The following is a 25,499-nucleotide window of genomic DNA, read 5'->3' on the forward strand; positions in this document are numbered from 1 at the left end:
GGCCCATATGTGATGGGTCTTAAAGGGGCGGGAGCATCTGGACTAGCTGCCGGCTCGCGGCTCACTCCCGTGGCGCGGCGGCGCGGCGGAGGCGGTCGTTGATGGCTTCGCCCAGCCCGTGCTCCGGAATTGGCGCCACGGCGATCGGCTTGCCGAGCGCGTCCAGCCGGTGCAGGTGGCCAAAGAGATTGGCCGCCGCCTCAGCCAGGTCGCCGCGCTCCGACAGGTTCAGGTCGCAGGCGCCGGGGCCGAAGCCGAGATAGAGTTCTCCGACGGCCGGGGCGTCGGCGTTCAGCCGTACAGGAGCGCCCGGCGCGTAGTGCGACAGCAGCTGGCCGGGTGCTGTCAGCGGGTCGTGCACATCGCGCACCGCCAGCTTGCGGCCCAGCACCGCCTCGATCTCCTCCGCCGCCAATCCGCCGGGGCGCAGCAGCACCGGTTCCGGCCCGGCCAAGCCAATAATTGTCGACTCCAGCCCGACGCCGCAGGGGCCATCATCCAGAATGGCGGCGATGCGGCCGTCCAGACCGGCCTTCACATGCGCTGCCGTGGTTGGGCTGATCTTCCCGGAGGGGTTGGCAGAGGGCGCCGCAACCGGGCCGTCCAGGGCCCGCAGCAGCGCCTGGCCCGCAGGATGGGCGGGCACCCGCACGCCCAAGGTGTCCAGCCCGGCAGTGACCAGCGGCGAAATCCCGTGGCCCTCGCGCAGCGGCAGCACCAGCGTCAGCGGGCCGGGCCAGAAGGCCTCTGCCAGCGTCTCTGCCGTTTCGGTCCACTCCACATAGCGCTGCGCCGCCTCAGCCGAGTGCACATGCGCGATCAGCGGGTTGAAGGAGGGCCGCCCCTTGGCCTCATAGATCGCCGCCACCGCTTCGCCCTGGCGGGCATCAGCGCCGAGCCCATAGACCGTTTCGGTGGGGAAGGAGACCAGCTTGCCCTCCCGCAAAAGCTGCGCGGCACGGGCAATGCCCGCTTCCGTTGCGGCAAGAATTTCGGTGCTTTGCAGGGGCATTCCGGGTGACGCGGCGTTTTGGTTGATTGAAACAGGCGTCCGATTAGGTAATCGGTCAAGCCCCTGACCATAATAGGCCCGTGCCGGGAAGCCAAGACTGCCCGCGCCAGGACGCCCCCGAAAGACCGCTAAAGGACGCCCATGACCTTCCGTGCCCCCGTTTCCGAGTACGAGTTTCTGCTGAACCATGTTGTCAGCTATGGAGATGTTTCCGCCACAGACCGCTTTGCCGAGGCCCCCTCGGACGTCGTGAGCGCCATCCTCAATGAGGCGGGCAAGATGTGCGATGAGGTGCTGGCCCCGCTGCAGCGCAACGGCGATCTGACGCCTGCCTATCTGGAGAACGGCGTGCTGCGGTCCTCGCCCGGGTTTGCTGACGGGTTCAAAGCCATCTCCGAGGGCGGCTGGATCGGCATGAGCGCGCCGGAGGAGCATGGCGGCATGGGGCTGCCGCTGACGGTCGCCACCGCAGTAAACGAGATGATGGCCGGCGCCTGCCTGTCGCTGCAGCTGGCCCCGCTGATGAGCCAGGGCCAGATCGAGGCGCTGGAACATCACGCCTCGGATGCGATCAAGGAACTGTATCTGCCCAAGCTGATTTCCGGCGAATGGTCCGGCACCATGAACCTGACCGAGCCGCAGGCGGGCTCTGACGTGGGTGCGCTCAGCTCCAAGGCGGAGCCGAACGGCGATGGCACCTATGCCGTCACCGGCCAGAAGATCTATATCTCCTGGGGCGATAACGACTTCTGCGAAAACGTCTGCCATCTGGTGCTGGCACGGCTGCCGGACGGGGCGCCGGGCACCAAGGGGATCTCGCTGTTCCTGGTTCCGAAATACCTGCCGGACGCCGACGGCAACCCGGGTAAGGCCAACGACCTGAAGGTCGTCAGCCTGGAACACAAGATGGGCCTGCATGGCTCGCCCACCTGCGTGATGCAGTATGACGGCGCCACCGGCTGGCTGGTCGGCGCAGAGCACGGCGGCATGGCGGCAATGTTCACCATGATGAACAACGCGCGCCTCGGCGTCGGCGGCCAGGGCGTTGGCGCAGGTGAAGGCGCCTACCAGCACGCGCTGGCCTATGCGCTGGAGCGCAAGCAGGGCCGCACTGCCAGCGGCACCATAGTGGATCACGCAGACGTGCGCCGGATGCTGATGGAGATGAAGGCGGATCTCTTTGCCTCCCGCGCGATCCTGCTGGCCTGTGCCCAGGCGATCGACATGCAGACCGCGACCGGCGAAAAGGACTGGGCCGCCCGCGCGGCCTTCCTGACCCCGATTGCCAAGGCCTTTGGCACCGACACCGGCATCCGGGTCTCGGAAACCGGGGTGCAGGTGCATGGCGGCATGGGCTTCATCGAGGAAACCGGCGCCGCACAGTATTACCGCGACGTGCGGGTGACGGCGATCTACGAAGGCACCAACGGCATCCAGTCGATGGACCTGGTGGCGCGCAAGATGATGGACGGCGGCGAGACCGCCTTTGCCCTCATCGACGAGATCGAGGAGCGCGCCGAGCGCGCCCGCGCAACCCATCCGAACATGGCGGAATCCGTCTGGCAGGCCTGTGAATCCCTGCGCGAGGCCACCGAGTGGCTGGTGGCGCAAGACGACATGCAGGACCGCTTTGCCGGCTCAGTGCCGTATCTGCGGGCCTTTGCCCGGGTGCTGGGCGGCCACTATCACCTGGCCGCGGCGATGGCGGATCAGGGCGGCCCGCGCGAGAAGCTGGCGCGGTTCTACATCACCCGGATGCTGCCGGAACATGCCTCGCTCCTGGCGCACGCTCAGGCCGGCGCTGCGGGCACCTTTGCCCTCAGTCTCGACGAGCTGGCAGGCTGACGCCGTGACCGATATCCCCGACGTTTCGCCCCGCACCCCGTGGCAGGAGCCGCCCGCGCAGGGCGAAGCGATCGAGGTGGCCGAGGGCGTCCTGTGGATGCGCCAGCCGCTGCCGATGAAGCTGGACCACGTCAACATCTACGCACTGGATGACGGCGACGGCTGGACCGTGATCGACACCGGCTTCAACACCCGAAAGAGCCGCGCGATCTGGGACAGCCTGATGGCCGGCCCCTTGCAGGGCAAGCCGGTGCGGCGCGTCGTCGGCACCCACCACCACCCCGATCACATCGGGTTGGCGGGCTGGTTCCAGAGCCGGCATGGCGCTGAGCTGGTCACCACCCGTACCGCCTGGCTGTTTGCCCGGATGCTGACGCTGGACGTGCAGGAGGTCTGGCCGGAGGAGACCCTGGCCTATTACCGCAGCGCGGGGATGGCGCCTGAGTTCTATGAAAAGCGGGTCAATGACCGGCCCTTCAACTTTGCCGACACGGTGCACCCGATGCCGCTGGGCTTCACCCGGATCAAGCAGGACGACGTGATCCGAATGGGCGGGCGCGACTGGGATGTGCACATCGGCAACGGCCACGCGCCAGAGCATGCAACCTTCTGGAGCCGCGATGACAATCTGGTGATCACTGGCGACCAGATCCTGTCGACCATCAGCCCCAACATCGGCGTCTACGCGACCGAGCCCATGGCGGACCCGCTGGGCGAATGGCTGGAGGCCTGCGAGCGGCTGTCGGGGCTGGCGCGCCCCGATCACCTTGCGCTGGGCGGCCACAAGCTGCCGTTCACCCGCCTGCCGCTGCGGATGCAGCAGCTGATCGGCAACCACCACGGCGCGCTGGAACGGCTGATGGACCACCTGTCGGAGCCGCGCACGGCCGCTGATTGCTTTGCCCCCCTGTTCAAGCGCACAATCGGCGAAGGCGAGTACGGGCTTGCACTGGTCGAAGCGGTGGCCCATGTAAATCATCTGTACCATACCGGTCAGGTGACGCGCTGGGAGCGCGAAGACGGTGCCTGGCTCTATCAGCGCAAGGGGTGATGCACCCCGGCAGAAGGGGGAAGCATGAACGACGAGATTTCAACCAGCGCCGAGGCAGCAGAAGCGGCGGTTCTGCCTTGTGTGCACGAAGTCCACTCCGACCCCGATGCCTGCACCGGGCTGACCGAGGTGCCGGAAAAGCTGCAAAGACCCGACGCCGCCAAAAGCCCCGCCCGCTGGGCCTATGAGCGCCTGATACTTTATATTCAGAACTTCGAGAAACAGCTGGATGCCGAACACGAGGTCGCGATGGGCTTTGCCGGCGGCAATGCCGGGGTGCTGCGGATCGAGGGCATGGGCTATTTCGATCCCGACATCATCACCTTCTACGGCAGCGAGGGCGGCGGCTCCCGGACCCAGCTGGTGCAGCACGTCAGCCAGCTGAACGTGATGCTGCGCGCGGTGCCCAAGGCGCGTCAGGAAGAGCCTGCCAACCGCATCGGCTTCCGCCTGGCTTCCGACCTGCAGCAGGACTGAGGCCGGCGCCCCGGGGCCGATTCGGCGCCGGGGCCGGACGCCGCGCCACGGCAGCCCCGGATTGCCGCTGCGGCAGCAGGTTTTGCACCCCATTTCTGTCAGATGCGCCCGATTGACGTGGTGACAGAGCGGTGCAAATCCAGTAATCACCGGAAAAATGCACGTGAATTGAGGGAAAACTCACATGGCTGAACATCAGCACGGCACCATGGACACCACCGTTCAGGAAAAGACCTATTCCGGCTTCCTGACCTTTGTGACCCGCTTCAGCATCGCGCTGGTCCTTTTTGCCATCTTCCTGGCAATCTTCGCCTCCTGATCTTCCGGCCGGAGACCATCTTTATGCGCAATCTGCTGTGCCTTGGCGCGGTCCTGACCGCGCTTGCGGGTTGCGCTGCGCCTCAGCAGCCCAATGCGGATGCGGAGACCCTGGCCCGGGCGGCTTACCGCCACTCCGGACCGCCCGCGCTCACCCTGTATACGATGATCAACAACCGCACCGGGCGGGGCGGCCACGCGTCGCTGATGATCAACGCCTCGGAACGGGTGATCTTCGATCCCGCAGGCTCCTTTTACGCTTCGGTCGTGCCGGAGCGGAACGATGTGCTCTTCGGCATCACGCCCGCGGTGGAAAAGGCCTACCGCGGCGCCCACGCGCGCAGCACTTTCCACGTGGTTGTGCAGCGGGTCGAGGTGACGCCGGAACAGGCCCAAAAGGCCTATCAGCTGGCAGTGACCAATGGCCGGGTGCCGGGTGCCTACTGTGCCCAGGCGACCATCGGCATCCTGCAGCAGATCCCGGGCTTTGAGAGCATTGACCGCACCTTTTATCCGGAAAAACTGGCGGAACAGTTCGGCCAGCTGCCGGGTGTGCGGACCGAACGCTACTATGAGAATGACAGCGGCGATCTGCAGGCGGGCATTTCCGGGGCCAACGTAGCCCTTACCTCCTCCGCAGATTAACTTATCTCCGGCGCGTTGCGTCAGGCGGCGAGATACAGCAGCAGCAGCGACAGCCCGCCTGTACCCAGGCCAAACAGCACGTTCCTGGTCAGATATCCTGCAGCAAATGTCGCCGCCGCGGCGGCGAAATGCATCAGGCTGGGGTCGCCTCCCGTCGGCGCGGGCCAGAGCACGAGCGGCGCCACCAGCGCCGGAATGATCGCCACCGCCGTGTAGCGCAGATGCCGCATCAGCCATTCCGGGATGGGGCGCCCGCCCATAAAGCCGATGAAGACGAACCGCAGGGCATAGCTGCCAAGCGCCAGCCCGATGATCACGGTCCACAGGATGGGGGCGGGGATACTGCTCATTTCGCGGCCTCCGATTTTGCCTTTTGCCGCTCCAGCCACAGCTCCGCCTGCGCCCCGGCCACCATGCCTGCAATACCCGCAACGATCAGCCCCAGATTATAGGGCAGCGCAGCCGCGGGCAGCGAGGCCGCAACGGCCACGAAACAGGCGGCGATATGGGCCGGCGTGCGCAGCATCGGTCCGATCATCGCCAGAAAAGCCAGCGGCAGCACGAAATCCACGCCCCAGCTCTCCGGAATCCGGGTGCCGACCAGCGCGCCAAGCGCCGTGGCAATCACCCAGGCCGGCGCCACGATGCCATTGGTGCCAAAGAAATAGGCCACCCGCTGCGCCAGCGGCATCTCCGGCTCGGTCTCGAATTGCACGATCGACAGCGCATAGGACTGGTCCACCACGAAATATGCGGCCAGTGCCCGCTGCCACATCGGCGCATCGCCCAGATACGGCGTCAGCGACGCTGAATACATCGCCATCCGCAGGTTCACCGCCAGGGCCGAAATCAGGATGATGATCAGCGGCGCGTTCTCCTGCATCAGCTGCAGCGCGGTGAACTGAGCGGCCCCGGCAAAGACCGCGAGGGAGAAGGCGAACGCCTCCGGCACGATCAGCCCGGCCTCTGCCGCCAGCACCCCGAACAGGAAGCCGAAGGGAGAGGCCATGAAGATGAAGGGTGCGCTGTCGCGAAACCCCTTCCAGAAGGCCGATTTGGTGGTGGTGATTGCCATCTGCGCGTCCTAGATTGCGTGAATACCGCCTACGGCGGACGCAGAAGGAATGCAATTGGTGAGTATGGATATCGCATCAGAATATCTGATCGCCCCCGGTGTCGCCGACCCGCGGCTGACCCGTGCCGTAAGCGGTGTGGATCAGAACGGCGAAGTAAGCGAGATCGCCGTGGTCGAGGAGCGCCCGCTGACCATCTTCCTGAATTCGCAGGAAATCGTCACCGCCATGACCATCGGCGACTACCCCGAATACCTGGCGCTCGGCTTCCTGCGCAATCAGCGGATGCTGCAGGATGAGGACGAGGTGACCCGCGTCGAATATGACGAGGACCTGGAAACCGTCGTGGTCCGCACCGCGGTGGAAACCAGCCACGAAGAGAAGCTGAAGAAAAAGACCCGCACCTCCGGCTGCGCGGTCGGCACCGTCTTCGGCGACATGATGGAGGGGCTGGAGGACGTGCGCCTGCCCGAGGCGGAGGTCCGCACCTCCTGGCTTTATGCGCTGGCGCACAAGATCAACCGCACGCCCTCTCTGTACCTTGAGGCCGGCGCCATCCATGGCACCGTGCTGTGCCAGCAGGACCGCCCGCTGGTCTATATGGAGGACGTCGGCCGCCACAACGCGGTGGACAAGATCGCAGGCTGGATGCTGTCGGAGCAGGCAGAGGCCGCGGACAAGATCCTTTACACCACCGGGCGGCTGACTTCGGAGATGGTGATCAAGACCGCGATGATGGGCATCCCGGTGCTGGCCTCGCGCTCAGGTTTCACCGCCTGGGGAGTTGAGATCGCCCGCGAGGTCGGCCTCACTCTGATCGGCCGGATGCGCGGCCAGCGGTTTATTTGCCTGTCGGGCGAGGAACGGCTGGTGCGCGACATGGATCCCAAGGACGCACCGGTGGAAGACAAGAAGCACCGTAGGAAGAGTGCGGAGGGGTAACCGGATTTCACGTGAAATCCGGCTCGGAAAACACCTGTTTTCCGCCGCAGGAGGAGAAGTCATGACAGAACAGAAGCCATTGGGCGTGATCCTCGCAGGCGGCCTCGCCACCCGGATGGGCGGCGGCGACAAGGGGCGGCTGAAGGTCGGCGGCCAGAGCCTCTTGTCCCGTGTGGTGGACCGGCTCTCGCCGCAGGTTGCCGGCCTCGCGCTCAACGCCAATGGCGACCCGGGGCGGCTCGCCGATCTGGGCCTGCCGGTGATTGCCGACTCGATCGAGGGCTTCGCCGGCCCGCTTGCAGGCGTCCTGGCAGGTCTCGACTGGGCGGCAGAGCAGGGGGCGGACACCATTGTAACCGCCGCTGCCGACACGCCGTTCTTCCCGCTGGACCTGGTGGCGCGGCTGACCGCAGCGGCGGAGGGTATGGATCAGCCGCTGGTCCTTGCCACCACCCCCCGTACTGGCGATGAGACGCTGAAATCCGGCGGGCGGAGCAAAGTGAACCGGCACCCGGCCTTTGGCCTTTGGCCCGTCGCCCTGCGCGATGACCTGCGGGCGGCGTTGAATGACGGCTTGCGCAAGGTCGTGCTCTGGACCGATCAGCACGGCGGCCGCGAGGCGCTATTTGAGGCAGACCCTTTCGACCCCTTCTTCAACATCAACACGCCAGAGGACCTGGCCAGGGCAGAGGCGCTCTTGAAATGAAGATCTACGGCGTCACCGGCTGGAAGAACAACGGCAAGACCGGCCTGATGGAGCGGCTGGTGGCGGAGTTCTGCGCCCGCGGCCTCACGGTCTCCACCATCAAGCACGCCCATCACGCGACGGACGTGGACCAGCCCGGCACCGACAGCCACCGCCACCGCCAGGCGGGGGCGTCGGAAGTGGTGCTGGCCTCCGCGGGCCGTATCGCCATCATGCAGGAGCTGCGCGGCGCACCCGAGCCGCCGCTGGCAGAGCTGCTGGCCCGCCTCAGCCCCGCCGACCTGGTGCTGGTGGAAGGCTACAAGCGCGAATCCCACCCCAAGATCGAAGCCTTCCGGCAGGCTGCAGGCACTGACCTGATCGCCCCGCAGGATCCAAGCATCCGGGCCGTCGCCAGCGATACCCCGCTGGCTCTGGACCGCCCGGTGTTCGACCTGAACGATACAGCGGCAATTGCGGATTTCATCGAGACGGAACTGGGGCTGTGATCCCTTTCGATACCGTTCTGGCCGTCGACTGGTCCGCCGCCAAGCGCAAGCCGCCGCGCGCCAGCAAGGACGCGATCTGGCTCGGTGTGGCGCGCAGCGGAACCGCAGAACAGCAAATCTACTGCCGCAGCCGGCAGGAAGCTGAGGTTTGGATCAGCCGCTTCCTCGACGCGGAAAAGTCCGCGGGGCGGCGGGTGCTCGCGGCCTTTGACTTTCCCTTCGGCTATCCGCGCGGGTTCGCGCGCCGGGTCACCGGATCGGATGACCCCTTCGCCCTGTGGCAATGGCTGGAAGAGCGGATCGAAGACGATGAAGACGGCAGCAACAACCGGTTCGATGTCGCCTCTGAAATAAACCGTCTGTTTTCCGGCGCCGGCCCGTTCTGGGGCAAGCCGGATGCGGCACGCTGGCCGGATATCCCTTACCGCAAAGCCGGGGTAACCTACGAGGACGTGGCAGAGCGGCGCAGCGCGGATCTGGCGGCTAAGGCGGCCTCCTCCTGCTTCCAGCTGTTCTTCAACCCGACCGTCGGCAGCCAGGTCCTCATGGGGCTGCCGGTTCTGCAGCGGCTGCGGCTCCGGCACGGTGCTGCTGTCTGGCCATTAGAAAAGGTTGAGACAGCGCAAATTGTGTTTGCAGGAGTTTGGCCAGGGTTGATCGAACCCGCTGTCAAGGCCGCCATGGCTGTTGCCGGCCCGGAAGAAATCCGCGACCGGGTGCAGATGCGGCTCCTGTCGCAAGCGCTCAGCCGCCTGCCGGCTGAGGAGCTCGCCGGAATGCTGGCTGCCGCCCCTGAGGACGCACAAGAGGAAGCTTGGATATTGGGCACCGGATACGAAGACCGCTTGAATACGCTGGCCGCAGAAGAGCCGGAGAGGCTGACACCGCCGCCGCTCAGCAATGATTGCTTTGCCCTGCCTGCGGGTGTCGACTGGACCCCGGTTGATGACGCGCTGGCTCTGCTGCGGAACCGGTTGGGGCCGGTCACCGGTGCCGAACCCGTGCCGCTGGCAGACGCGCTCGGCCGGGTGCTGGCTGAGGACGCGGTGGCCAAGCGCTCCAATCCGCCGCTGCCGAACACGGCGGTGGATGGCTACGGTTTTGCAGGCGGGCGGGCCGAGGGGCCGCATGTGCTGCCGCTGGTGCAGGGCCGGGCCGCCGCCGGGGTGCCTTATGGCGGAACCGTGCCCGAAGGCAGCGCCATCCGGGTGCTGACCGGCGCCGCGCTGCCTGATGGCGTGGACACGGTGATCCTGGAGGAAGACGTCAACACCGACGGCACGCAGATCGCCTTCAACGGCCCACTGAAACAGGGGGCAAACACCCGGGAAGCGGGCGAGGATGTCTCCGCAGGCGAGGTCATCCTGCCGGCAGGCCGGGTTGTCACCCCTGCCGATCTGGCCCTGGCCTCGGCCACCGGATTGGCGGAGCTCACGGTGCGGCTGCCGCTGCGCGCCGGGGTGCTTTCCACCGGCGACGAACTGGTCGAGGCCGGGGAGGCCGCGGGCAAGGGCCAGATCTTCGACGCCAACCGCCCGATGCTGCTGGCGCTGATCCGGCAGTTGGGTTTCGTGCCGGTGGACCTTGGCAAGGCCGCCGATGACCGCGAAGCCCTGCGCGCGCATCTCGACGGTGCCGCGGCGCAGACGGATGTGATCCTGACCTCCGGCGGCGCCTCTGCCGGGGACGAGGATCACATGTCGGCGCTGCTGCGCGAGGCGGGTGCGATGCAGGAATGGCGCATTGCGCTTAAACCCGGGCGTCCGCTGGCGCTGGGCATGTGGCAGGGCACGCCGGTCTTCGGGCTGCCGGGCAACCCGGTGGCGGCTCTGGTTTGCACGCTGATCTTTGCGCGCCCCGCGATGGGGCTGATGGCGGGCGCAGGCTGGCGGGAGCCGCAGGCGTTTGAGGTGCCTGCTGCCTTTGAAAAACGCAAGAAACCGGGCCGCCGCGAATACCTTCGGGCGCGGGTGCGGGATGGCCGGGTGGAAGTGTTCAAATCCGAAGGCTCCGGCCGCATCAGTGGCCTCAGCTGGGCCGAAGGGCTGGTGGAGCTCGGCGACGGCGCCGCGGAGATCAAGCCCGGCGACCCGGTGCGTTTCATCCCCTACGGCAGTTTTGCGATGTAGGCGGACCTCTCCCGCCCGCGGCGCGGCGCATCCAAGATGCTTGCCCGCCGTTGGGCCGGGCGCCGCCCGGCTATTTCATCTTTCCAAAAATACTCGCGCCGCAGGCAGCGCCTGAAAGGCGCTTCACGTCATCAATCAAACGTCCCGGCCACCCGGCCCAGCAGCATGAAAGCGCGGGCGGTGCGGGTGTTGCCGAGCGCCGAAATCTCGCCGTCGGTGGCCTCGGTTTCGAACTCCGCGAACATCTGGTCGAAGCGGCGCAGGAAGTGGTGCGCCGCATCGCGGAAGATCGGGTCCTGCTTCATCCGCGCCGCGGTCAGCGCCAGCGAGGTGCGGTCACGCACGCCGCCAAGCGCAGCGACCGCGCGGCCGCGGGCGCCCTGGCCGAACTGGCGCCAGACCTCGGGCCGGGCCATGTCGGGGCGCAGGTCGTCCATGTAGATGCCGTCCTGGCTCAGGAGCGTCAGCACATCCTGCGCGGCCTGGATCACCTGCGCCGCCTTGCGGTCGCGCAGAGCCGCGCGCAGGGCGGCAAAGCCTTCCTCGTCCTCGGCGGTCTCCGGGAAGTTCAGGGCGCGGATGAACTGTTCCGCAGGCAGCGGCGGCGCGGTGTCCTCGGCCTGGGTGCCAAGCGCCAGCGAGCCCTGACCGGCGGCGGTCATCTCGGCGGCCTCGGCCGGGATGGCCGGGCGCACCGGATTGGCCCGGCGGCTGGTGTGGAAGGTGGCCAGCGCGGTTTCGGTCTTGCGGGTTGCCTCGGCGATCTCCTCCAGCCGTTTGGCCATCGTAGGTTCCGCCACCGCGGCATGCTGCTGGGCCTGGGTCAGATAGGTCTGGCGCAGCCCGTCGATGGCGGCCTGCAGCTGTTCGCTCTCCTCCCGCATCACCCGCGCCGAGCGCGCGGCAGAGGCCGCAACCCAGAGCATCGCCGGCGGCAGCACCACCGCCAGCACGCCGGTGATCAGGTCGGTCCATTGCGACAGGCCCGCGCTTTCCGGGGCAAAGACGTAAAAGGCAACTGCCGCCAGCAGCCACAGCGCCCCCAGCCCGATGGCCACCAGCTCGGCGCCGCCCAGACCGTTGCCGGCAGGCGCGTCAAGGCCGCGCAGCGGGCGTCCGCTTGCGGGGTTCGGGCTGGCGCCCGGGCTGCTGCTGGAGCCTGTCATGACCACTCAGCCCTCACCGGTCAGGAATAGACGATCTTGAGGATTTCATAGGCGCGCTCGCCGCCGGGGGTGCGCACTTCGACGCTGTCGCCTTCGTCCTTGCCGATCAAGGCGCGCGCGATGGGGGATTTGATGTTCAGCAGGCCCGCTTCAATGTTGGCTTCATGCTCGCCGACGATCTGCCAGGTCTTCTCCTCGTCGGTGTCCTCGTCCACCACGGTCACCTTGGCGCCGAACTTGATGGCGCCGTTCAGCTTGGCCGGGTTGATCACATCGGCCAGCGACAGGATGCCTTCCAGTTCCTTGATGCGGCCCTCGATGAAGGACTGCTTTTCGCGGGCGGAGTGGTATTCGGCGTTTTCCGACAGGTCGCCCAGCTCACGCGCTTCGGCGATCGCCTGGATGATGGCCGGGCGTTCAACGGATTTCAGGTTTTTCAGTTCGCTTTCCAAGGCGGCAAAGCCCGCCGGGGTCATCGGGATCTTTTCCATGTGATTGGTCCAGGTCGCTTTTTGTTTTGTTCTTGTCAGTACGAAAGCCGGAGCCCCGCAGCGTGGGCTGCGGGGCGTCCGGTCCGGTTGACATTTACCTGACCCAATCCTGCGCCTGATTTCAAGTGGGCGCGGGGGCTGCTGGCGTGCAAATCCGCCTAACTGCGTGGTTTGGCCGGCTTTTCCACAGGAATGCGCAAGAAAATGCCGTGCGCGGGTATCCGGGGAAGACCCGCTTGCCAGAGGATATCAATCATATTGCACCGCCTCGTATTCGATGCCGTTTTCATCGTGGAAGTAGAAGCGGCGGCCCGGCTCATAGTCGCCGTGGTTCATTGGCGTGAAACCGGCGGCCTTTACCGCGGCTTCGGTGGCGTCCAGATCGTCGACGATCACCGCCAGGTGGTTCAGCCCGCCGACGATGCCATAGCTTTCCGGCGCCTTTCCGGCCGGGGTTCGCGGTGTGTAAAGCGCGAGATAGCTGTTCTGCTCGCCCACATGCACGCTGTAGCCGCCATTCTTGGCCTCGCCCTCCCAGCGCACATGCCAGCCGAACACCTTCTGCATCCAGGCGGCGGTGGCATGGGGGTCGGCAACGGTGACATTTGCATGTTCCAGTACTGCGCTCATCGGAAATCTCCTTCTTGCCTGAGCAAACCTGTTGATGCGACTCACCGTAATTCCTAAACCTAACTTTAGCTCAAGAAGTTTTTGCAGGAGAGTGCCATGCCCGCATCCGCCGGAATTTCCATCGGCTATCTGGCCGAACGCACCGGTCTCGCGGTGTCCGCCATCCGCTACTACGAGGCGCAAGGATTGGTGGAGCCCTGGCGCAACGCAGGCGGCCAGCGGCGGTTCCACCGTGCCGACATCCGGCGGCTCAGCTTCGTGATGATCGCGCAGCAATTCGGCTTTTCCCTGCCGGAAATCCGCGGCTTCCTCAAAAGCCTGCCGGGCAGACGGACCCCCACGAAAGAGGACTGGGCGCGCATTTCGGAGAACTTCCGCAGCCACCTGGACCAGCGAATCGAAACCCTGGTGCGGCTGCGCGACAATCTGGACGGCTGCATAGGCTGCGGCTGCCTGTCGCTTCCGAATTGCAAACTTTACAACCCCGAGGACCGGGCGGCACAGAAGGGGCAGGGACCCAGATATCTCATGGGAGACCGGCCCGAGTCAGAGGCTGAGCCGGAAAATGGTGCTTGAGTGACGAAAATGGACGCACTTATTGTCGCGATAGCCTGTTTTACAGGGGCCTGACGCAGAGTTTGGATTGACCAGCAGGGCTGGCAAACGCTAAGCAGCCGCGACACAAAATTGCGCCCGGTGGGGCCGGTAGCGAACAGAAAGCCAAGGAGCGCCGCAGATGGCCGAGATTGAACGCGAAGCGATGGAATACGACGTGGTGATCGTCGGGGCCGGCCCTGCCGGTCTGTCCGCGGCCATCCGCCTGAAACAGCTGGACGCCGACCTGCAGGTCGTGGTCCTGGAAAAGGGCTCCGAGGTGGGCGCGCACATCCTGTCCGGCGCGGTGCTGGACCCTTGCGGCCTGAACGCGCTGATCCCCGATTGGAAGGAAAAAGGCGCGCCGCTGAACGTGGAAGTCAAGGAAGACAACTTCTACATGCTCGGCGAAGCCGGCCACGTCCGCATCCCCAACTTCCCGATGCCGCCGCTGATGAACAACCACGGCAACTACATCGTCTCCATGGGTAACGTCTGCCGCTGGATGGCGGAGCAGGCCGAGGAACTGGGTGTCGAGATCTTCCCGGGCATGGCGTGCTCCGAACTGGTCTATGGCGACAATGGCGAAGTGAAGGGCGTGGTTGCTGGTGAATTCGGCAAGAACCCCGACGGCACCCCCGGCCCGGCCTATGAGCCCGGCATGGAGCTGCACGGCAAATATGTCTTCCTCGGCGAAGGTGTGCGCGGCTCGCTCTCCAAGGAAGTGATCGCCAAATACGGCCTCTCCGACGGCAAGGAGCCGCAGAAATACGGCGTCGGCATGAAAGAGATCTGGGAGATCGACCCGGCCAAGCACAAGGAAGGCACCGTCACCCACACCATGGGCTGGCCGCTGGGCTCCAACGCGGGCGGCGGGTCGTTCATCTACCACCTGGACAACAACCAGGTTTACGTGGGCTTCGTGGTGCACCTGAACTACAAGAACCCGCACCTGTTCCCCTACATGGAATTCCAGCGCTTCAAGCACCACCCGGTGGTGGCCGAGCTGCTGAAGGGCGGCAAGCGCGTGGCCTACGGCGCCCGCGCGATCACCGAAGGCGGCTGGCAGTCGATGCCGAAACTGGTGGCGCCCGGCGTGGCGCTGCTGGGCTGCTCCGCGGGCATGGTCAACGTGCCGCGCATCAAGGGCAACCACAACGCGATGCTGTCGGGCAAGGCCGCGGCCGAAGCCGCCTATGACGCGATCAAGGCAGAGCGGTCCGGCGACGAGCTGGCCGCTTATGAAACCGACGTGCGCGAAGGCGCCATTGGCAAGGACCTCAAGATGGTCCGCAACGTCAAGCCGATGTGGTCCAAGTGGGGTCTCACTGCGTCGCTGGCGCTGGGCGGCCTGGACATGTGGACCAACAACCTTTTGGGCTTCTCCTTCTTCGGCACCCTGGGCCACGGCAAGAACGACGCCGAAGCGACCGAGGAAGCCTCCAAGCACAAGCCGATCGACTATCCCAAGCCCGATGGCGTGCTGTCGTTCGACCGGCTGACCAACGTCAGCTTCTCGATGACCAACCACGAGGAAAGCCAGCCCTGCCACCTGCGCCTGGGCAACGAGGACACCCCGGTCCGGGTCAACCTGCCGAAATTCGCGGAACCGGCGCAGCGCTACTGCCCGGCCGGTGTTTACGAAGTGGTGGAAAAGGACGGCCAGCCGGAGTTCGTGATCAACTTCCAGAACTGCGTCCACTGCAAGACCTGCGACATCAAGGATCCGTCCCAGAACATCACCTGGACTACGCCGCAGGGCGGCGACGGGCCGAACTACCCGAACATGTAACGGGAAGTTTAAATTTTCGGCGCGCTTTCGCCGGATTTTAAGGGGCGGTCCTTGGGCCGCCCCATTGCGTGTTGACGGACGGCGCACTACGCTTTCTTAGAAGAGCTAGAGCAGTAAATCGTAAGGGGGTCCCGCGTGCCCGTATCCATTTTTCGCACCCTGACAAGTGCGGCCCTGGTGGCCGTGTCCGCACCTGCTGTGCAGGCCGAAGGGCTGGCAGGGTCCTACCTGGCCGGGCGCGCCGCGACCTATGACAGCGATTTTGCCGCGGCGGCGCTTTATTACACCCAGGCGCTGGCGCGCGATCCGCAGAATCCGCTCCTGATGGAAAACGTGGTGTTCGCGCAGCTCGCAATGGGCAAGGCAGAGCTGGCGGTGCCGGTGGCGCAGCGGCTGCTGCAGACCGGCGCGCGCAGCCAGGTCGCCAATGTGGTGATTGCGGGCGGCCATGCGGCGGCCGGGGAATACCAGGCGATTCTTGACCGTGATCTTGAACGCGAAGCGATCCACCCGCTGGTCGACGGCCTGCTGGAAGGCTGGGCGCATATCGGCACCGGCTCGGTGTCCAGCGCGCTCAAAACCTTCGACCGGCTGGCCAAGGACGGCAGCCTGAAACCTTTCGTGCTCTACCACCGGGCGCTTGCATTGGCGTCTGCCGGGGACTACGGCGGTGCCGAGGCGCTGTTTGCCGCCGAGGACGGCCGCCTGGCCAGCCTCAGCCGCCGCGCCGCGGTGGCGCGTGTGCAGATCCTGTCGCAGCTGGGCCGCAACGATGAGGCGCGTGAGACGCTGCAAGCAGCCTTCGGCAGCCGCCTCGACCCCGGGCTGGAAGCGCTGGATGCGCAGTTGCAGAACGGCGAAACGCTTGCCTATACCATCGCCCCCGGCCCGCGTGAGGGGATTGCCGAGGTCTTCTTTACCCTAGGGGCGGCGCTCAATGGCGATACTGCCAATGACTACGTGCTGATGTATGTCCGCATGGCCGCCTCGCTGCGCCCCGACCATGTGGATGCGATCCTGCTGAGCGCCAGCCTGCTGGATCAGCTGGGCCGGTATGAGCTGTCGGTGGCGACCTACAAGCAGGTGCCGCGCAGCCATCCCGACTACCACGCCGCCGAACTGGGCCGGGCCGAGGCCCTGCGCCGCGCGGCCAAGCCGGATGCGGCGATCGAAGTGCTGGAGCAGCTGGCGCGGCAATTCCCGGACCAGCCGGGCGTCTACGTCAGCCTGGGCGATCTCTTGCGCCAGCAGGAGGACTATGCCGCCGCAGCCCGGGCCTACGACAAGGCGCTTGCCAACTCGCCGGAAGACTCCGGCAGCCGCTGGTTCCTGCTCTATGCCCGCGGTATCTGCCACGAGCGTCTGGACCAGTGGGAGCAGGCCGAGGCGGACTTCCGCGCCTCCCTGGCGCTGGAGCCGGACCGGCCGCAGGTGCTGAACTACCTGGGCTATTCGCTGGTCGAAAAGCGCAGCAAGCTGGATGAGGCGCTGAACATGATCGAGCGCGCCGTCGCGGCGCGGCCCGACTCCGGCTACATCGTCGACTCCCTGGGCTGGGTGCTCTACCGCCTGGGCCGCTTTGACGAGGCGGTAGCGCATATGGAACGCGCGGTGGAGCTGATGCCGGTGGACCCGGTGGTCAACGACCATCTGGGCGACGTCTACTGGGCCGTGGGCCGCGCGCGCGAGGCGGAGTTCCAGTGGAAGCGGGCGCTCTCCTTTATCGACCCGGAAGACACCGATGGCGAGGCCGACCCCGAGCGCATCCGCCGCAAGCTGGACATCGGCCTGGATGCGGTGCTGGCCGAGGAGGGCGCTGCGCCCCTGAAGGTGGCCAATGGCGGCTGAGGTCTTTGCACCCGCCAAGATCAATCTGACCCTGCATGTGACCGGCCGCCGCGAGGACGGCTATCATCTGCTGGATTCCCTGGTGGTCTTTGCGGACACCGGCGACCGCCTGCGGCTGGACCCGGGTCCGGAGCTGGCGCTGGAAGTTACCGGCCCCTTCGCGGAAGGCGTGCCCGCGGATCAGCGGAATCTGGTGTGGAAGGCCGCCGCGGGGGCGGGCTGGACCGGGCGGATCAGCCTCGACAAGCAGCTGCCCCACGGGGCGGGCATCGGCGGCGGCTCCTCTGATGCTGCCGCAGTTCTGCGCGCGCTTGCCGGGCAGGGGGGCGGCATTCCCGAAGGGCTGGCCCTGTCGCTGGGCGCCGACGTGCCGGTCTGCATGACCGCCCGGGCGGTGCGGATGCAGGGTATCGGTGAAGAGGTCGCACCGGTCGAGCTGCCGGAACTGCACGCGCTGCTGGTCAATCCGGGTGTGCATGTGACTACGGGACCGGTGTTTTCCGCGCTTGCCTCCCGTGACAACCCGCCGATGCCCGGACACATACCGTCCTTTGCTTCCGCTGAGGATTGCGCCGCCTGGCTCGGCGAACAGCGCAACGACCTGGAAGCCCCGGCGCGCAGTCTCGCCCCGCAAATCGACCGGACCCTGTCCGACCTGCGCAGCTCCCGCCAGGCGCTTCTGGCCCGCATGTCCGGCTCCGGCGCCACTTGTTTTGCGCTCTACCCCACGAAGAAGGCCGCCCATATGGCGGCCTATGAGATCGGGGCGGAGCATCCGGACTGGTGGTGCAGCGCGGTCACGTTGACCTGAAACGCCCGGCTTTGACCGGGGATCTCCCGCCCGCGGGACGGCGCATCAAAGATGCTCGCCCGCCGTTGGGCCAGGCGCCGCGCTGACGCACGGCGCGCCGCCGGCTTGCCCATTCACCTTTGCAAAAATACTCCGGGGGTGAGGCCGCAAGGCCGAGGGGGCAGCGCCCCCTCTGACCGGTCAATTCAGGCGTGACACCACGTAATCGGCCAAATCGCTCAGCATGGTGCGGATCTCGTGATCGGGCAGCACCTCCAGCGCATCCCGCGCCTTGGCCGCCCAGCCTAGGGCATCCTCGCGGGTGGCCTCCAGCGTGCCGTATTTCGCCATCAGCGCCAGCGCCTGCTCCAGGTCGCCGTCCTGCTGCTTGCCCTTCTCGATGGTGCGGGTCCAGAAGGCGCGCTCCTCATCCGTCGCCTGCGCCACCGCCTTAATCACCGGCAGGGTCAGCTTGCGCTCGCGGAAGTCGTCGCCGACGTTCTTGCCGGTCGCCTTGCTGTCGCCCTGGTAATCCAGCAGATCATCGGCAATCTGGAATGCAATTCCGAGCGCATCGCCATACTCAAACAGCGCCTTCACTTGCGCCTCCGGCGCGCCGGCGATCACCCCGCCCACCTCTGTCGCAGCGGAGAACAGCGCCGCGGTCTTGCCGCGCACCACCTGCAGGTAAATGTTTTCATCGGTCTTCAGGTTCGACGCCGCGGTCATTTGCAGCACTTCGCCCTCAGCGATGGTGGCAGAGGCATTGGCGAGGATGTCCAGCACCCGCAAGGACTCCGTCTCAACCATCAGCTGGAAACTGCGGGCAAACAGGTAGTCGCCGACCAGCACCGAGCTCTTGTTGTCCCACAACAGGTTCGCGGTCGGCCGGCCGCGCCGCTGGGCGCTTTCGTCGACCACATCGTCATGCAGCAGGGTGGCGGTGTGGATGAACTCCACTGTGGCGGCCAGTTTCAGGTGATGATCACCTTCGTAGCCGCACAGCCGCGCCGCCGCCAGCGTCAGCATCGGCCGCAGCCGCTTGCCGCCCGCCTCAACCAGATGCGCAGTAACCTCGGGAATGCGCGGCGCGTGTTCGGAGGCCATCCGGGTGCGGATCAGCGTATTCACCGCCTCCAGCTCCTGGCTCAGCGTGGCGGCCAGCATTTCGTGCGGCTTCCGGGTCATCACTTGGTCCATCACTTTCCCGCTTGCAAGGCTCGACAAGGCGCGCGCCTTGCCCTTAGATCCAATTCCATGAAAGAGCTTTTGCGCAGCACCGATCCGACGATCATCGCCTTTGCCTCCGCCCTTCTTGAGGGTGAGGATATAGACTGCTTTCAAATGGACGTAAATATGAGCGTCCTGGAAGGCAGCATCGGAATTTTCCCGCGCCGGCTGATGGTTCGCGCCGATGATTACGAGGACGCGCTGGTGGTGATGCGCGACAATGAAATCCCGCTGGGACGATGAAAACCTTCACTGAGGACGAGTTGAGCCGCAACGCCTTCCTGGGCGGCAGGGTGCAGCTGTGGCAACCGCACAAGGGCTACCGCGCCGGGGTGGATCCGGTGCTGCTGGCGGCAGCGGCCCCCGCGCGGGCGGGGGAAGCGGTGCTGGAGCTGGGCTGCGGTGCCGGTCAGGCGCTGCTGTGCCTTGCGGCACGGGTGCCGGGTCTTTCTCTTGCAGGGATCGAATTGCAGGCTGCTTATGCGGAGCTGGCCCGGCGCAACGCCGCTGCCAACCGGCAGGAGATGGAGGTGTTCGAGGCTGACCTCGCCGCCTTGCCGGAGGCGCTGAAGCAGCGGCAGTTCCAGCATGTGATCGCCAACCCGCCCTATTACAAAGCCGGCGCTCACAGCCAGGCGCGCGATGCCGGGCGGCAGGTGGCGCTGGGGGAGCAGACCCCGCTGGCGGACTGGATCAGCACGGCGGCCCGGCGGCTGGCGCCCAAGGGCTATCTGCACATGATCCAGCGGGCGGACCGCCTGCCGGATATGCTGACCGCCTGCGGCGGCGTCCTGGGATCGGTTGAGGTGCTGCCGCTGGCCCCGCGCGCCGGCCGCGCGGCAGAGCTGGTGATCCTGCGCGCGCGCAAGGGCGGCCGGGCGGACTTCCGTCTCCATGCGCCGCTGATTCTGCACGAAGGCGACCGGCACGAGCGCGACGGAGAGAGCTATACGCCGCATATCCGTGCGGTCCTGCGCGACGGCGCGGCCTTGCCTTGGCCCGCCTGAGACGGATTTCTCCGGCGGCGCAAACTTAGGGGCGCCCCACGCAGGTTTCAACCTTTGGCGAATCCAATTCCACCTGTTTCTGCTGGAATGCGCCACCGCCTGCGGCAAAATGCGCGGCGCATAGCCGATATGAAAATTTCATGACAAAAATACTGCGGCTGCAGCGTGACAGACGCCGAAACTTGTGGTCCACTCTTTCTGTCAAACACATCTAGCTCAAAGAAGGAGGGTTGCCATGAGCCTCAGCTCGCATCTGACCGAACTTAAGAAGAAGCACGAGCATCTGAGCATGGAAGTGGAACAGGCCCAACGATCGCCCAGTAGCGACGATCTGGAAATCGCAGCAATGAAAAAGCAAAAGCTAAAGCTGAAGGAAGAGATTACGCGCCTGACAGCTGAAGCAGTCTGAAGAGTTCCCGCCGGGGCGGAGAACCCGGCACAGTAGTAGACGGAGGGCCTGCCCGTGCGGCGGCCCTCTTTTTATTCGGGTTGCTTTGCTGTGCCGGCGCTGGCCCGCGCCGCAATCAGCGCCCCGCCGGTGATCAGTGCCGCCGCCAGCGCCAGCCCCCAGGAAGCCGCGGCGATCCCCGCCAGCACCAGGATCAGCGTCGACAGCAAAGGCGCGGCGTATGAGCTGGTTCCCAGCATCTGGATGTCCCCCTGCTTGACGCCGATGTCCCAGACGTAAAACGCCAGCCCCACCGGGCCGAGGCCCAGCAGCAGGGTGGAGACCCAGCCCAGCGTGCCCGCGGGCCACACCGTTTCCTCCAGCGCGAAATGCAGCCCCCAGGAGGCCGCGGCGGTGGCCAGGCAGAACACCGCAACCGAACTGGTCGGCGCCCCGCCCAGCAGCCGCGACAGCACCGAATAGCCGGACCATGTCAGCGCACAGAGCAGCGCCAGCCCGTAGCCCGGCAGGTATTGCGCCTCAAACCCGCCGCCGCCGCCGGAAATGATGGTGGCCGCCCCGGCAAAGCCCAGGCCGGCCCCGATCAGGTGCCCCGCCTTCAGCTTCTCGCCGGGCAGCAGGCCGGAAAACAGCACGATCAGCAGCGGCCACAGGTAGGCGATCAGCCCGGCCTCGGCCGCTGGAGCCAGCCGCAGGGCCGAGAAATAGAGCGCGTGATAGCCGAACAGCCCCAGCGTGCCGAAGATGTAAACCCGGACCGGCACATGTCGCAGTTGCTTCAGCTTGCCCGCCGCAGCGGTCCAGATCATCCCCAGCGTGCCGCCGATGGTGAAACACAGCGCATTCAGCAGGAGCGGGGGCGTTGGCTCCGACCCCACCGTCAGCAGCGCCAGCAGCGACCACAACAGAACAGCGATAAAGCCGATGGCGGTCGCGCGGGTCTTGGTCATGGCGGCGGGATGTCCTCAACTGGAATGATCTCGAAAGCCTCCGAGACGTAGGCGGTTTTTTCGATCTCGGCAACAAACCAGTCGCGGAAGGCTGCAATTTGCGGCCGGTTTTCCGTTCCGGGCGCGCACAGAAACCGGAAATGCGCCTTGGTCTCGATGGCGGTCTTGAACGGCGCCACCAGGCGGCCCGCGTGCAGATCGGTGATTGCCATGCCGCGCCGCCCCAGCGCCACGCCGGCGCCCGCAACCGCGGCGTCGATCGCATGGTCGGCTTGCGAGAAATGCGAACCGTGGGTGGGGGTGAAATCGATCCCTTGGGTGCGGAACCAGGCCGGCCAGTCGCACGGCGGATCCAGAAAGTTGATGGATTTGTCAAAGATCAGCGGCGCCTCCATCAGGCTTTCCGGCGTCGTGTAACGCTCGGCCAGCTCCGGCGACATAACCGGCGTCACCCATTCCGGCGGCACCGGCAGCACATACAGCCCCTCATCCGGGCCATAGCCGAACCGGATCGCCACATCGACGTCATCGCGGACAAAATCCAGCATCCGCAGGGTGGCGGAGAACCGCAGGTCGATCTCCGGATGGGCGCGGGCAAATTCATAGAGCCTCGGCGCCAGCCATTTCGCCGTCAATCCCGGCCCCGCGGTCACCGTCAGCGTGGTGTTGTCCTGCAGCCGCCGCACTGAGCGCCAGGCAGCGGTCAGCGCTTCGAACCCTTCCGCAGCGCCGGGCGCCAGCGTCTTGCCTGCCTCGGTCAGCTCCACCGCGCGGTTCAGGCGGCGGAACAGCGGCTGGCCCAGATGCTCCTCCAGCGACTTGATCTGAAAGGACAGCGCGGCAGGGGTGACGTTCAGCTCCTCCGCCGCTTTGGCAAAGGACATGTGGCGGGCAGCAGCGTCAAAGGCGCGCAAAGCGGTGAGGGGCGGCAGGCGATCAGACATACTCACATAAGTATACCTTAACTGAACGCCGGGAAAGTCTCGTTTGTGCGATTGACGGAACGTCCTCATATTGGGTGCAGGTAAAGGATACTGATCCGAAAGGAGGCCTGAAATGCTGGAATATTCTGCTGATGCCGCCGTGAAGTCTGCCATGGCACGTGCCCACGCTGAGCGCGGCCAGGTGCTGAAACGGGCCTGGACCTGGCTGTTTAGCAGCAAACCGGTGCCAGCCCTCCGCCCCAGGGTTTCCCGCTGGGCCTGAGCGCGCAAGGTTTTTACGGGATAGGAAAAGGGCCGGCCCCCGGGGCTGGCCCTTGCCGTTTCCGCATTCAGCCGCTTCAGCGGGAGGTCTGGTGGCGGATCAGCGGCTCAACCCTAAGGTAGCGGCCCAGCTGCGCGTCCAGATGGCGCAAGGCGTCCGGACTGGCGGAGACCAGCACCCGCTCCGGGGCAGGCGGGCTGAGCAGCGTGAGCCCGTCAATGGCTTCCAGCTGGCTCTGCCAGTTCTGCGGCAGTTCCTCCCGCATGGTGCGCTTCACTGCAATCACATAATCGGCCATAGGCCCGGCCTCTGCTTCAGCTTCGGGGCATTCCGTGCCCTTCATGTATGGCAGAAAGTCCGATCGTCCTGCAAATTTCCCGCAGCCGGTGGCGGGCGAGGTCGCTGCGGAAGATGTTGCGCGGCATCGCAAGGTAAGACGCATCCTCCGCCAGCACCCGCGCCAGCACGCCGCAGGCCACCGGTGTCGCCATGGAGGTGCCGTCCAGAGCCGCATAAGGCGCGGCCAGCCCGTGCCGGGCTGGAACCGGCGCGATGATGCCGACCCCCGGCGCGATGGCGTCGATCTCCGGGCCGAAGCAGGAGAAGCGGGCGAAGTAGAACCCGTCGAGGCCGAACAGCTCCGGCTGATCCGGCAGCTGGCCGCCCGAAACGGAGTCCTCCGGCGCCGTGCCCAGCTTGCCCGCGGCGGAAACCGCGACGGTTTCCGGCAGGGCGGCCGGGAAATGCACGAACTCGAACGAATTGGCGGCGGCGCACAGGCACAAGGTGCCGCGCTCGGCAGCGTCCTGGACCGCGTCCTGGACCACCTCCGATTTGACCGGTGCGCCCAGCGACAGGTTGATGAGATCCGCGCCCGCTCGGCTGAGGCGGTCGATCGCATCGGCGATGTCGATATTCGCAGCGCCTTCGCCGGGCGGAAAGACGCGGGCGGAGTGCAGCTCAACCCCCGGCGCGATGCCGCCATGCACCAGAATCTCCCCCGGGCGCCCGGCAATGGTGCCGGCCACATGGGTGCCATGCACATCCGCATCCGCACCGCCTTCGGGGTCGTGGATGCCGAGGATAAAGGCGCCGTGGTCGGTGCCCTGAAGATGGGGGTGCGGCCCCAGCCCGGTGTCGATGACGCCGACCCTGATGCCCGCGCCTGCGTCCGGCGCGAAACTGCTGACGCCGCTGGCGTGATGCCACCAGTCCAGCCGCCGGTTGCCCGGCAGCTTGCTGCAGACCACCGTGGTCTTCTGCCCCGAGACTTGCGCCCATCGCGCCCAGAAACCTGCATAGGGTTTGACGATGGCGGCCAGGGGCTGAAAGGCCGGGTTGCCGGGGAAGGCGGCGATCCCGTCTGCCCCGGTGCGGGCCTCCTCCCGCATCACCTCGCCATCCAGGCGCCGCAGGAACAGAATGACGGTGGCCTGCGCCAGCGGCGCGCCGCCGCCGCGCACGTGGAACTCCAGCGGCGCAGCCCCTGCGGACGCGACGTGCATCAGCCCCGCCAAGGGCGCCCGGGCCTGTTTGAACATGGAGAGCGCACCCTCGCGCTCGTGCAGGATCAGCGGCTCGACGATCACGTCGCTGGGGGTCGCCGTATCCAGCGCCAGCATCTCAGCCGGGGTGCCTTCGAGCACAACACTGTGCCGGGCCAGATCATCGTCCGGGCGGGTCTGCGACTGGATATGAGTGGCCGGGGGCAGCGCCGTCAGTGCCGCGGACAGGGCCGCGCGTGAGGCGATCTTTTCGGTTTCCTGGAACTTTCCGGCACGCCGGTTGGACATCACGAATTGCATGATCTGCACTCCCTCTCTGCTGCACGTATAAGGGTAGTGCTTCGCGTGCCCGCAACCAGTTGCGGCTCAAGGCGGCTGCCGCCGCCTGCACGGGTCCCGCGCCCCGGCATTGCGGGGCGCGGGCTGTCAGAGGTTCAGCGTGTCAGACGAAGAACTGCGCGCCGTTGGCGGAGATGGTCGAGCCGTTGATGAAGCCCGAGTTGTCGGAAGCCAGGAAGGCCACGCAGCGGGCGATCTCTTCCGGCTCGCCCAGGCGGCCGGCCGGGATCTGGCCGATGATCGATTCACGCACCTTCTCCGGCACCGCCATCACCATCTCGGTGGCGATATAGCCGGGGCAGACCGCGTTGGCGGTGATGCCGGCGCGGGCGCCTTCCTGGGCCAGCGACTTGATGATGCCCAGATCGCCGGCCTTGGTGGCGGCATAGTTCACCTGCGCGAACTGGCCCTTCTGGCCGTTGATCGAGGAAATCACGATGACGCGGCCGAACTTGCGCTCGCGCATGCCGGGCCAGACCGGGTGCACGGTGTTGAACACGCCGGTCAGGTTGGTGTCGATCACTTCCTGCCACTGCTGCGGCGTCATCTTGTGGAAGGGCGCGTCGCGGGTGATGCCGGCGTTGGCCACCACGATGTCGATCGGGCCCATTTCCTCTTCGACCTTGGCGATGCCGGCGGCGCTTTCCTCGTAGCTGCCAACATTCCACTTATAGGTCTTGATGCCGGTTTCGTCGGTGAATTTCGCCGCGGCTTCGTCATTGCCGGCATAGGTCGCGGCCACATTGCAGCCCTGCGCCTTCAGCGCCTGGGAAATTGCTGCGCCGATGCCGCGGGAACCGCCGGTGACGAGTGCAGTACGTGCCATTCAGAGAATCCTCCAGATGAGTTTTTGCTT

At 66.1% G+C, this 25,499-nt stretch carries 29 protein-coding genes; 17 read left to right on the forward strand and 12 right to left on the reverse strand.

The genetic code is table 11. The features are described 5' to 3' along the window. Positions 1-61: 61 nt before the first annotated feature. Positions 62-1,012 carry an L-threonylcarbamoyladenylate synthase gene (locus tag ACXAED_RS12265; protein ID WP_475050098.1) on the reverse strand — a complete coding sequence of 317 codons (951 nt, stop codon included), beginning with the start codon at positions 1,010-1,012 and terminating at the stop codon, positions 62-64. A 141-nt stretch (positions 1,013-1,153) separates the two neighbouring features. Between ACXAED_RS12265 and ACXAED_RS12270 the strand changes: the two genes are divergently transcribed. The 5 genes from ACXAED_RS12270 to ACXAED_RS12290 all read left to right on the forward strand — a co-directional run bounded on the left by ACXAED_RS12270 (position 1,154) and on the right by ACXAED_RS12290 (position 5,348). After that, positions 1,154-2,857, forward strand: coding sequence for an acyl-CoA dehydrogenase (locus tag ACXAED_RS12270; RefSeq protein WP_475050099.1), 1,704 nt, complete (start codon positions 1,154-1,156; stop codon positions 2,855-2,857). 4 nt (positions 2,858-2,861) lie between these two features. Further along, complete coding sequence (locus tag ACXAED_RS12275; RefSeq protein ID WP_475050101.1) at positions 2,862-3,908, forward strand: MBL fold metallo-hydrolase; 1,047 nt, start codon at positions 2,862-2,864, stop codon at positions 3,906-3,908. 24 nt (positions 3,909-3,932) lie between these two features. Beyond that, positions 3,933-4,385 (forward strand): DUF6173 family protein, encoded by a 453-nt coding sequence (locus tag ACXAED_RS12280; protein WP_475050104.1) that lies wholly within the window; start codon positions 3,933-3,935, stop codon positions 4,383-4,385. 184 nt (positions 4,386-4,569) lie between these two features. Then, positions 4,570-4,704, forward strand: coding sequence for an aa3-type cytochrome c oxidase subunit IV (locus ACXAED_RS12285; protein ID WP_475050107.1), 135 nt, complete (start codon positions 4,570-4,572; stop codon positions 4,702-4,704). 23 nt (positions 4,705-4,727) lie between these two features. Continuing rightward, complete coding sequence (locus ACXAED_RS12290; RefSeq protein ID WP_475050108.1) at positions 4,728-5,348, forward strand: hypothetical protein; 621 nt, start codon at positions 4,728-4,730, stop codon at positions 5,346-5,348. 20 nt (positions 5,349-5,368) lie between these two features. Here the strand turns inward: ACXAED_RS12290 and ACXAED_RS12295 are convergent, their stop codons facing one another. Continuing rightward, complete coding sequence (locus ACXAED_RS12295) at positions 5,369-5,698, reverse strand: AzlD domain-containing protein (protein WP_475050109.1); 330 nt, start codon at positions 5,696-5,698, stop codon at positions 5,369-5,371. Beyond that, a complete protein-coding gene (locus tag ACXAED_RS12300; protein ID WP_260011790.1) occupies positions 5,695-6,423 on the reverse strand; it encodes an AzlC family ABC transporter permease in 729 nt (242 codons plus the stop codon). Before ACXAED_RS12300 ends, ACXAED_RS12295 begins: the two co-directional genes overlap by 4 nt. 64 nt (positions 6,424-6,487) lie before the next feature. Between ACXAED_RS12300 and ACXAED_RS12305 the strand changes: the two genes are divergently transcribed. The 4 genes from ACXAED_RS12305 to ACXAED_RS12320 all read left to right on the forward strand — a co-directional run bounded on the left by ACXAED_RS12305 (position 6,488) and on the right by ACXAED_RS12320 (position 10,686). Continuing rightward, the gene (locus tag ACXAED_RS12305) at positions 6,488-7,363 is read left to right on the forward strand and encodes a formate dehydrogenase accessory sulfurtransferase FdhD (RefSeq protein ID WP_475053106.1); all 876 of its coding nucleotides are present in this window, start codon (positions 6,488-6,490) and stop codon (positions 7,361-7,363) included. 61 nt (positions 7,364-7,424) lie between these two features. After that, positions 7,425-8,069 carry a molybdenum cofactor guanylyltransferase MobA gene (mobA, locus tag ACXAED_RS12310; RefSeq protein ID WP_475050111.1) on the forward strand — a complete coding sequence of 215 codons (645 nt, stop codon included), beginning with the start codon at positions 7,425-7,427 and terminating at the stop codon, positions 8,067-8,069. Beyond that, positions 8,066-8,557 (forward strand): molybdopterin-guanine dinucleotide biosynthesis protein B, encoded by a 492-nt coding sequence (gene mobB, locus ACXAED_RS12315; protein WP_475050113.1) that lies wholly within the window; start codon positions 8,066-8,068, stop codon positions 8,555-8,557. The genes mobA and mobB overlap by 4 nt, the downstream gene beginning before the upstream one ends. Beyond that, positions 8,554-10,686 (forward strand): molybdopterin-binding protein, encoded by a 2,133-nt coding sequence (locus ACXAED_RS12320; RefSeq protein ID WP_475050116.1) that lies wholly within the window; start codon positions 8,554-8,556, stop codon positions 10,684-10,686. Before mobB ends, ACXAED_RS12320 begins: the two co-directional genes overlap by 4 nt. Before the next feature lie 131 nt (positions 10,687-10,817). Here ACXAED_RS12320 and ACXAED_RS12325 read toward each other — a convergent pair whose 3' ends face one another. The 3 genes from ACXAED_RS12325 to ACXAED_RS12335 form a co-directional block, all read right to left on the reverse strand. Then, positions 10,818-11,852, reverse strand: a complete 1,035-nt coding sequence (locus ACXAED_RS12325; RefSeq protein WP_475050118.1) for a hypothetical protein — start codon at positions 11,850-11,852, stop codon at positions 10,818-10,820. Between the two features lie 20 nt (positions 11,853-11,872). Further along, a complete protein-coding gene (gene greA / locus ACXAED_RS12330) occupies positions 11,873-12,343 on the reverse strand; it encodes a transcription elongation factor GreA (RefSeq protein WP_421053312.1) in 471 nt (156 codons plus the stop codon). 249 nt (positions 12,344-12,592) lie between these two features. After that, the gene (locus ACXAED_RS12335; RefSeq protein ID WP_475050121.1) at positions 12,593-12,973 is read right to left on the reverse strand and encodes a VOC family protein; all 381 of its coding nucleotides are present in this window, start codon (positions 12,971-12,973) and stop codon (positions 12,593-12,595) included. A 96-nt stretch (positions 12,974-13,069) separates the two neighbouring features. On the opposite strand from ACXAED_RS12335, the gene soxR reads away from it, so the two are divergent. From soxR to ACXAED_RS12355, 4 genes are all read left to right on the forward strand, one after another. Further along, on the forward strand, positions 13,070-13,549 hold the full coding sequence (soxR, locus tag ACXAED_RS12340; protein WP_475050124.1) for a redox-sensitive transcriptional activator SoxR: 480 nt from the start codon (positions 13,070-13,072) through the stop codon (positions 13,547-13,549). Between the two features lie 160 nt (positions 13,550-13,709). Further along, positions 13,710-15,359 (forward strand): electron transfer flavoprotein-ubiquinone oxidoreductase, encoded by a 1,650-nt coding sequence (locus ACXAED_RS12345; RefSeq protein WP_475050126.1) that lies wholly within the window; start codon positions 13,710-13,712, stop codon positions 15,357-15,359. Positions 15,360-15,494: 135 nt separating this feature from the next. Then, on the forward strand, positions 15,495-17,207 hold the full coding sequence (locus ACXAED_RS12350) for a tetratricopeptide repeat protein (RefSeq protein WP_475050128.1): 1,713 nt from the start codon (positions 15,495-15,497) through the stop codon (positions 17,205-17,207). Continuing rightward, positions 17,197-18,018, forward strand: a complete 822-nt coding sequence (locus tag ACXAED_RS12355) for a 4-(cytidine 5'-diphospho)-2-C-methyl-D-erythritol kinase (RefSeq protein ID WP_475050131.1) — start codon at positions 17,197-17,199, stop codon at positions 18,016-18,018. The genes ACXAED_RS12350 and ACXAED_RS12355 overlap by 11 nt, the downstream gene beginning before the upstream one ends. A 180-nt stretch (positions 18,019-18,198) precedes the next feature. On the opposite strand, the gene ACXAED_RS12360 is transcribed toward ACXAED_RS12355, so the two are convergent. Then, the gene (locus tag ACXAED_RS12360; RefSeq protein WP_475050133.1) at positions 18,199-19,197 is read right to left on the reverse strand and encodes a polyprenyl synthetase family protein; all 999 of its coding nucleotides are present in this window, start codon (positions 19,195-19,197) and stop codon (positions 18,199-18,201) included. Positions 19,198-19,254: 57 nt separating this feature from the next. Here ACXAED_RS12360 and ACXAED_RS12365 point away from each other — a divergent pair, with 57 nt between their 5' ends. The 3 genes from ACXAED_RS12365 to ACXAED_RS12375 all read left to right on the forward strand — a co-directional run bounded on the left by ACXAED_RS12365 (position 19,255) and on the right by ACXAED_RS12375 (position 20,643). Further along, positions 19,255-19,470, forward strand: coding sequence for a putative signal transducing protein (locus tag ACXAED_RS12365; RefSeq protein WP_475050135.1), 216 nt, complete (start codon positions 19,255-19,257; stop codon positions 19,468-19,470). Further along, positions 19,467-20,234: a tRNA1(Val) (adenine(37)-N6)-methyltransferase gene (locus tag ACXAED_RS12370; RefSeq protein ID WP_475050138.1), complete on the forward strand. Its 768-nt coding sequence runs from the start codon at positions 19,467-19,469 to the stop codon at positions 20,232-20,234. Before ACXAED_RS12365 ends, ACXAED_RS12370 begins: the two co-directional genes overlap by 4 nt. 235 nt (positions 20,235-20,469) lie before the next feature. Continuing rightward, entirely contained in the window at positions 20,470-20,643 is a 174-nt protein-coding gene (locus ACXAED_RS12375; protein WP_222479456.1) for a YdcH family protein, read from the forward strand. 71 nt (positions 20,644-20,714) lie between these two features. On the opposite strand, the gene yddG is transcribed toward ACXAED_RS12375, so the two are convergent. Continuing rightward, positions 20,715-21,593, reverse strand: a complete 879-nt coding sequence (gene yddG, locus ACXAED_RS12380) for an aromatic amino acid exporter YddG (protein ID WP_475050141.1) — start codon at positions 21,591-21,593, stop codon at positions 20,715-20,717. Then, positions 21,590-22,537 carry a transcriptional regulator GcvA gene (locus ACXAED_RS12385; protein ID WP_475053108.1) on the reverse strand — a complete coding sequence of 316 codons (948 nt, stop codon included), beginning with the start codon at positions 22,535-22,537 and terminating at the stop codon, positions 21,590-21,592. Before ACXAED_RS12385 ends, yddG begins: the two co-directional genes overlap by 4 nt. Before the next feature lie 112 nt (positions 22,538-22,649). Between ACXAED_RS12385 and ACXAED_RS12390 the strand changes: the two genes are divergently transcribed. Further along, positions 22,650-22,799 (forward strand): hypothetical protein, encoded by a 150-nt coding sequence (locus ACXAED_RS12390; protein WP_475050142.1) that lies wholly within the window; start codon positions 22,650-22,652, stop codon positions 22,797-22,799. Positions 22,800-22,875: 76 nt separating this feature from the next. Here ACXAED_RS12390 and ACXAED_RS12395 read toward each other — a convergent pair whose 3' ends face one another. The 3 genes from ACXAED_RS12395 to phbB all read right to left on the reverse strand — a co-directional run bounded on the left by ACXAED_RS12395 (position 22,876) and on the right by phbB (position 25,469). After that, positions 22,876-23,097, reverse strand: a complete 222-nt coding sequence (locus tag ACXAED_RS12395) for a hypothetical protein (protein WP_475050145.1) — start codon at positions 23,095-23,097, stop codon at positions 22,876-22,878. A 16-nt stretch (positions 23,098-23,113) separates the two neighbouring features. Further along, entirely contained in the window at positions 23,114-24,604 is a 1,491-nt protein-coding gene (locus tag ACXAED_RS12400; RefSeq protein WP_475050147.1) for a S8 family peptidase, read from the reverse strand. Between the two features lie 142 nt (positions 24,605-24,746). Further along, positions 24,747-25,469, reverse strand: a complete 723-nt coding sequence (phbB, locus tag ACXAED_RS12405; protein ID WP_475050148.1) for an acetoacetyl-CoA reductase — start codon at positions 25,467-25,469, stop codon at positions 24,747-24,749. Positions 25,470-25,499: the final 30 nt, after the last annotated feature.

The sequence above is a fragment of the Leisingera sp. ABM4_103 genome (genome assembly GCF_056158685.1).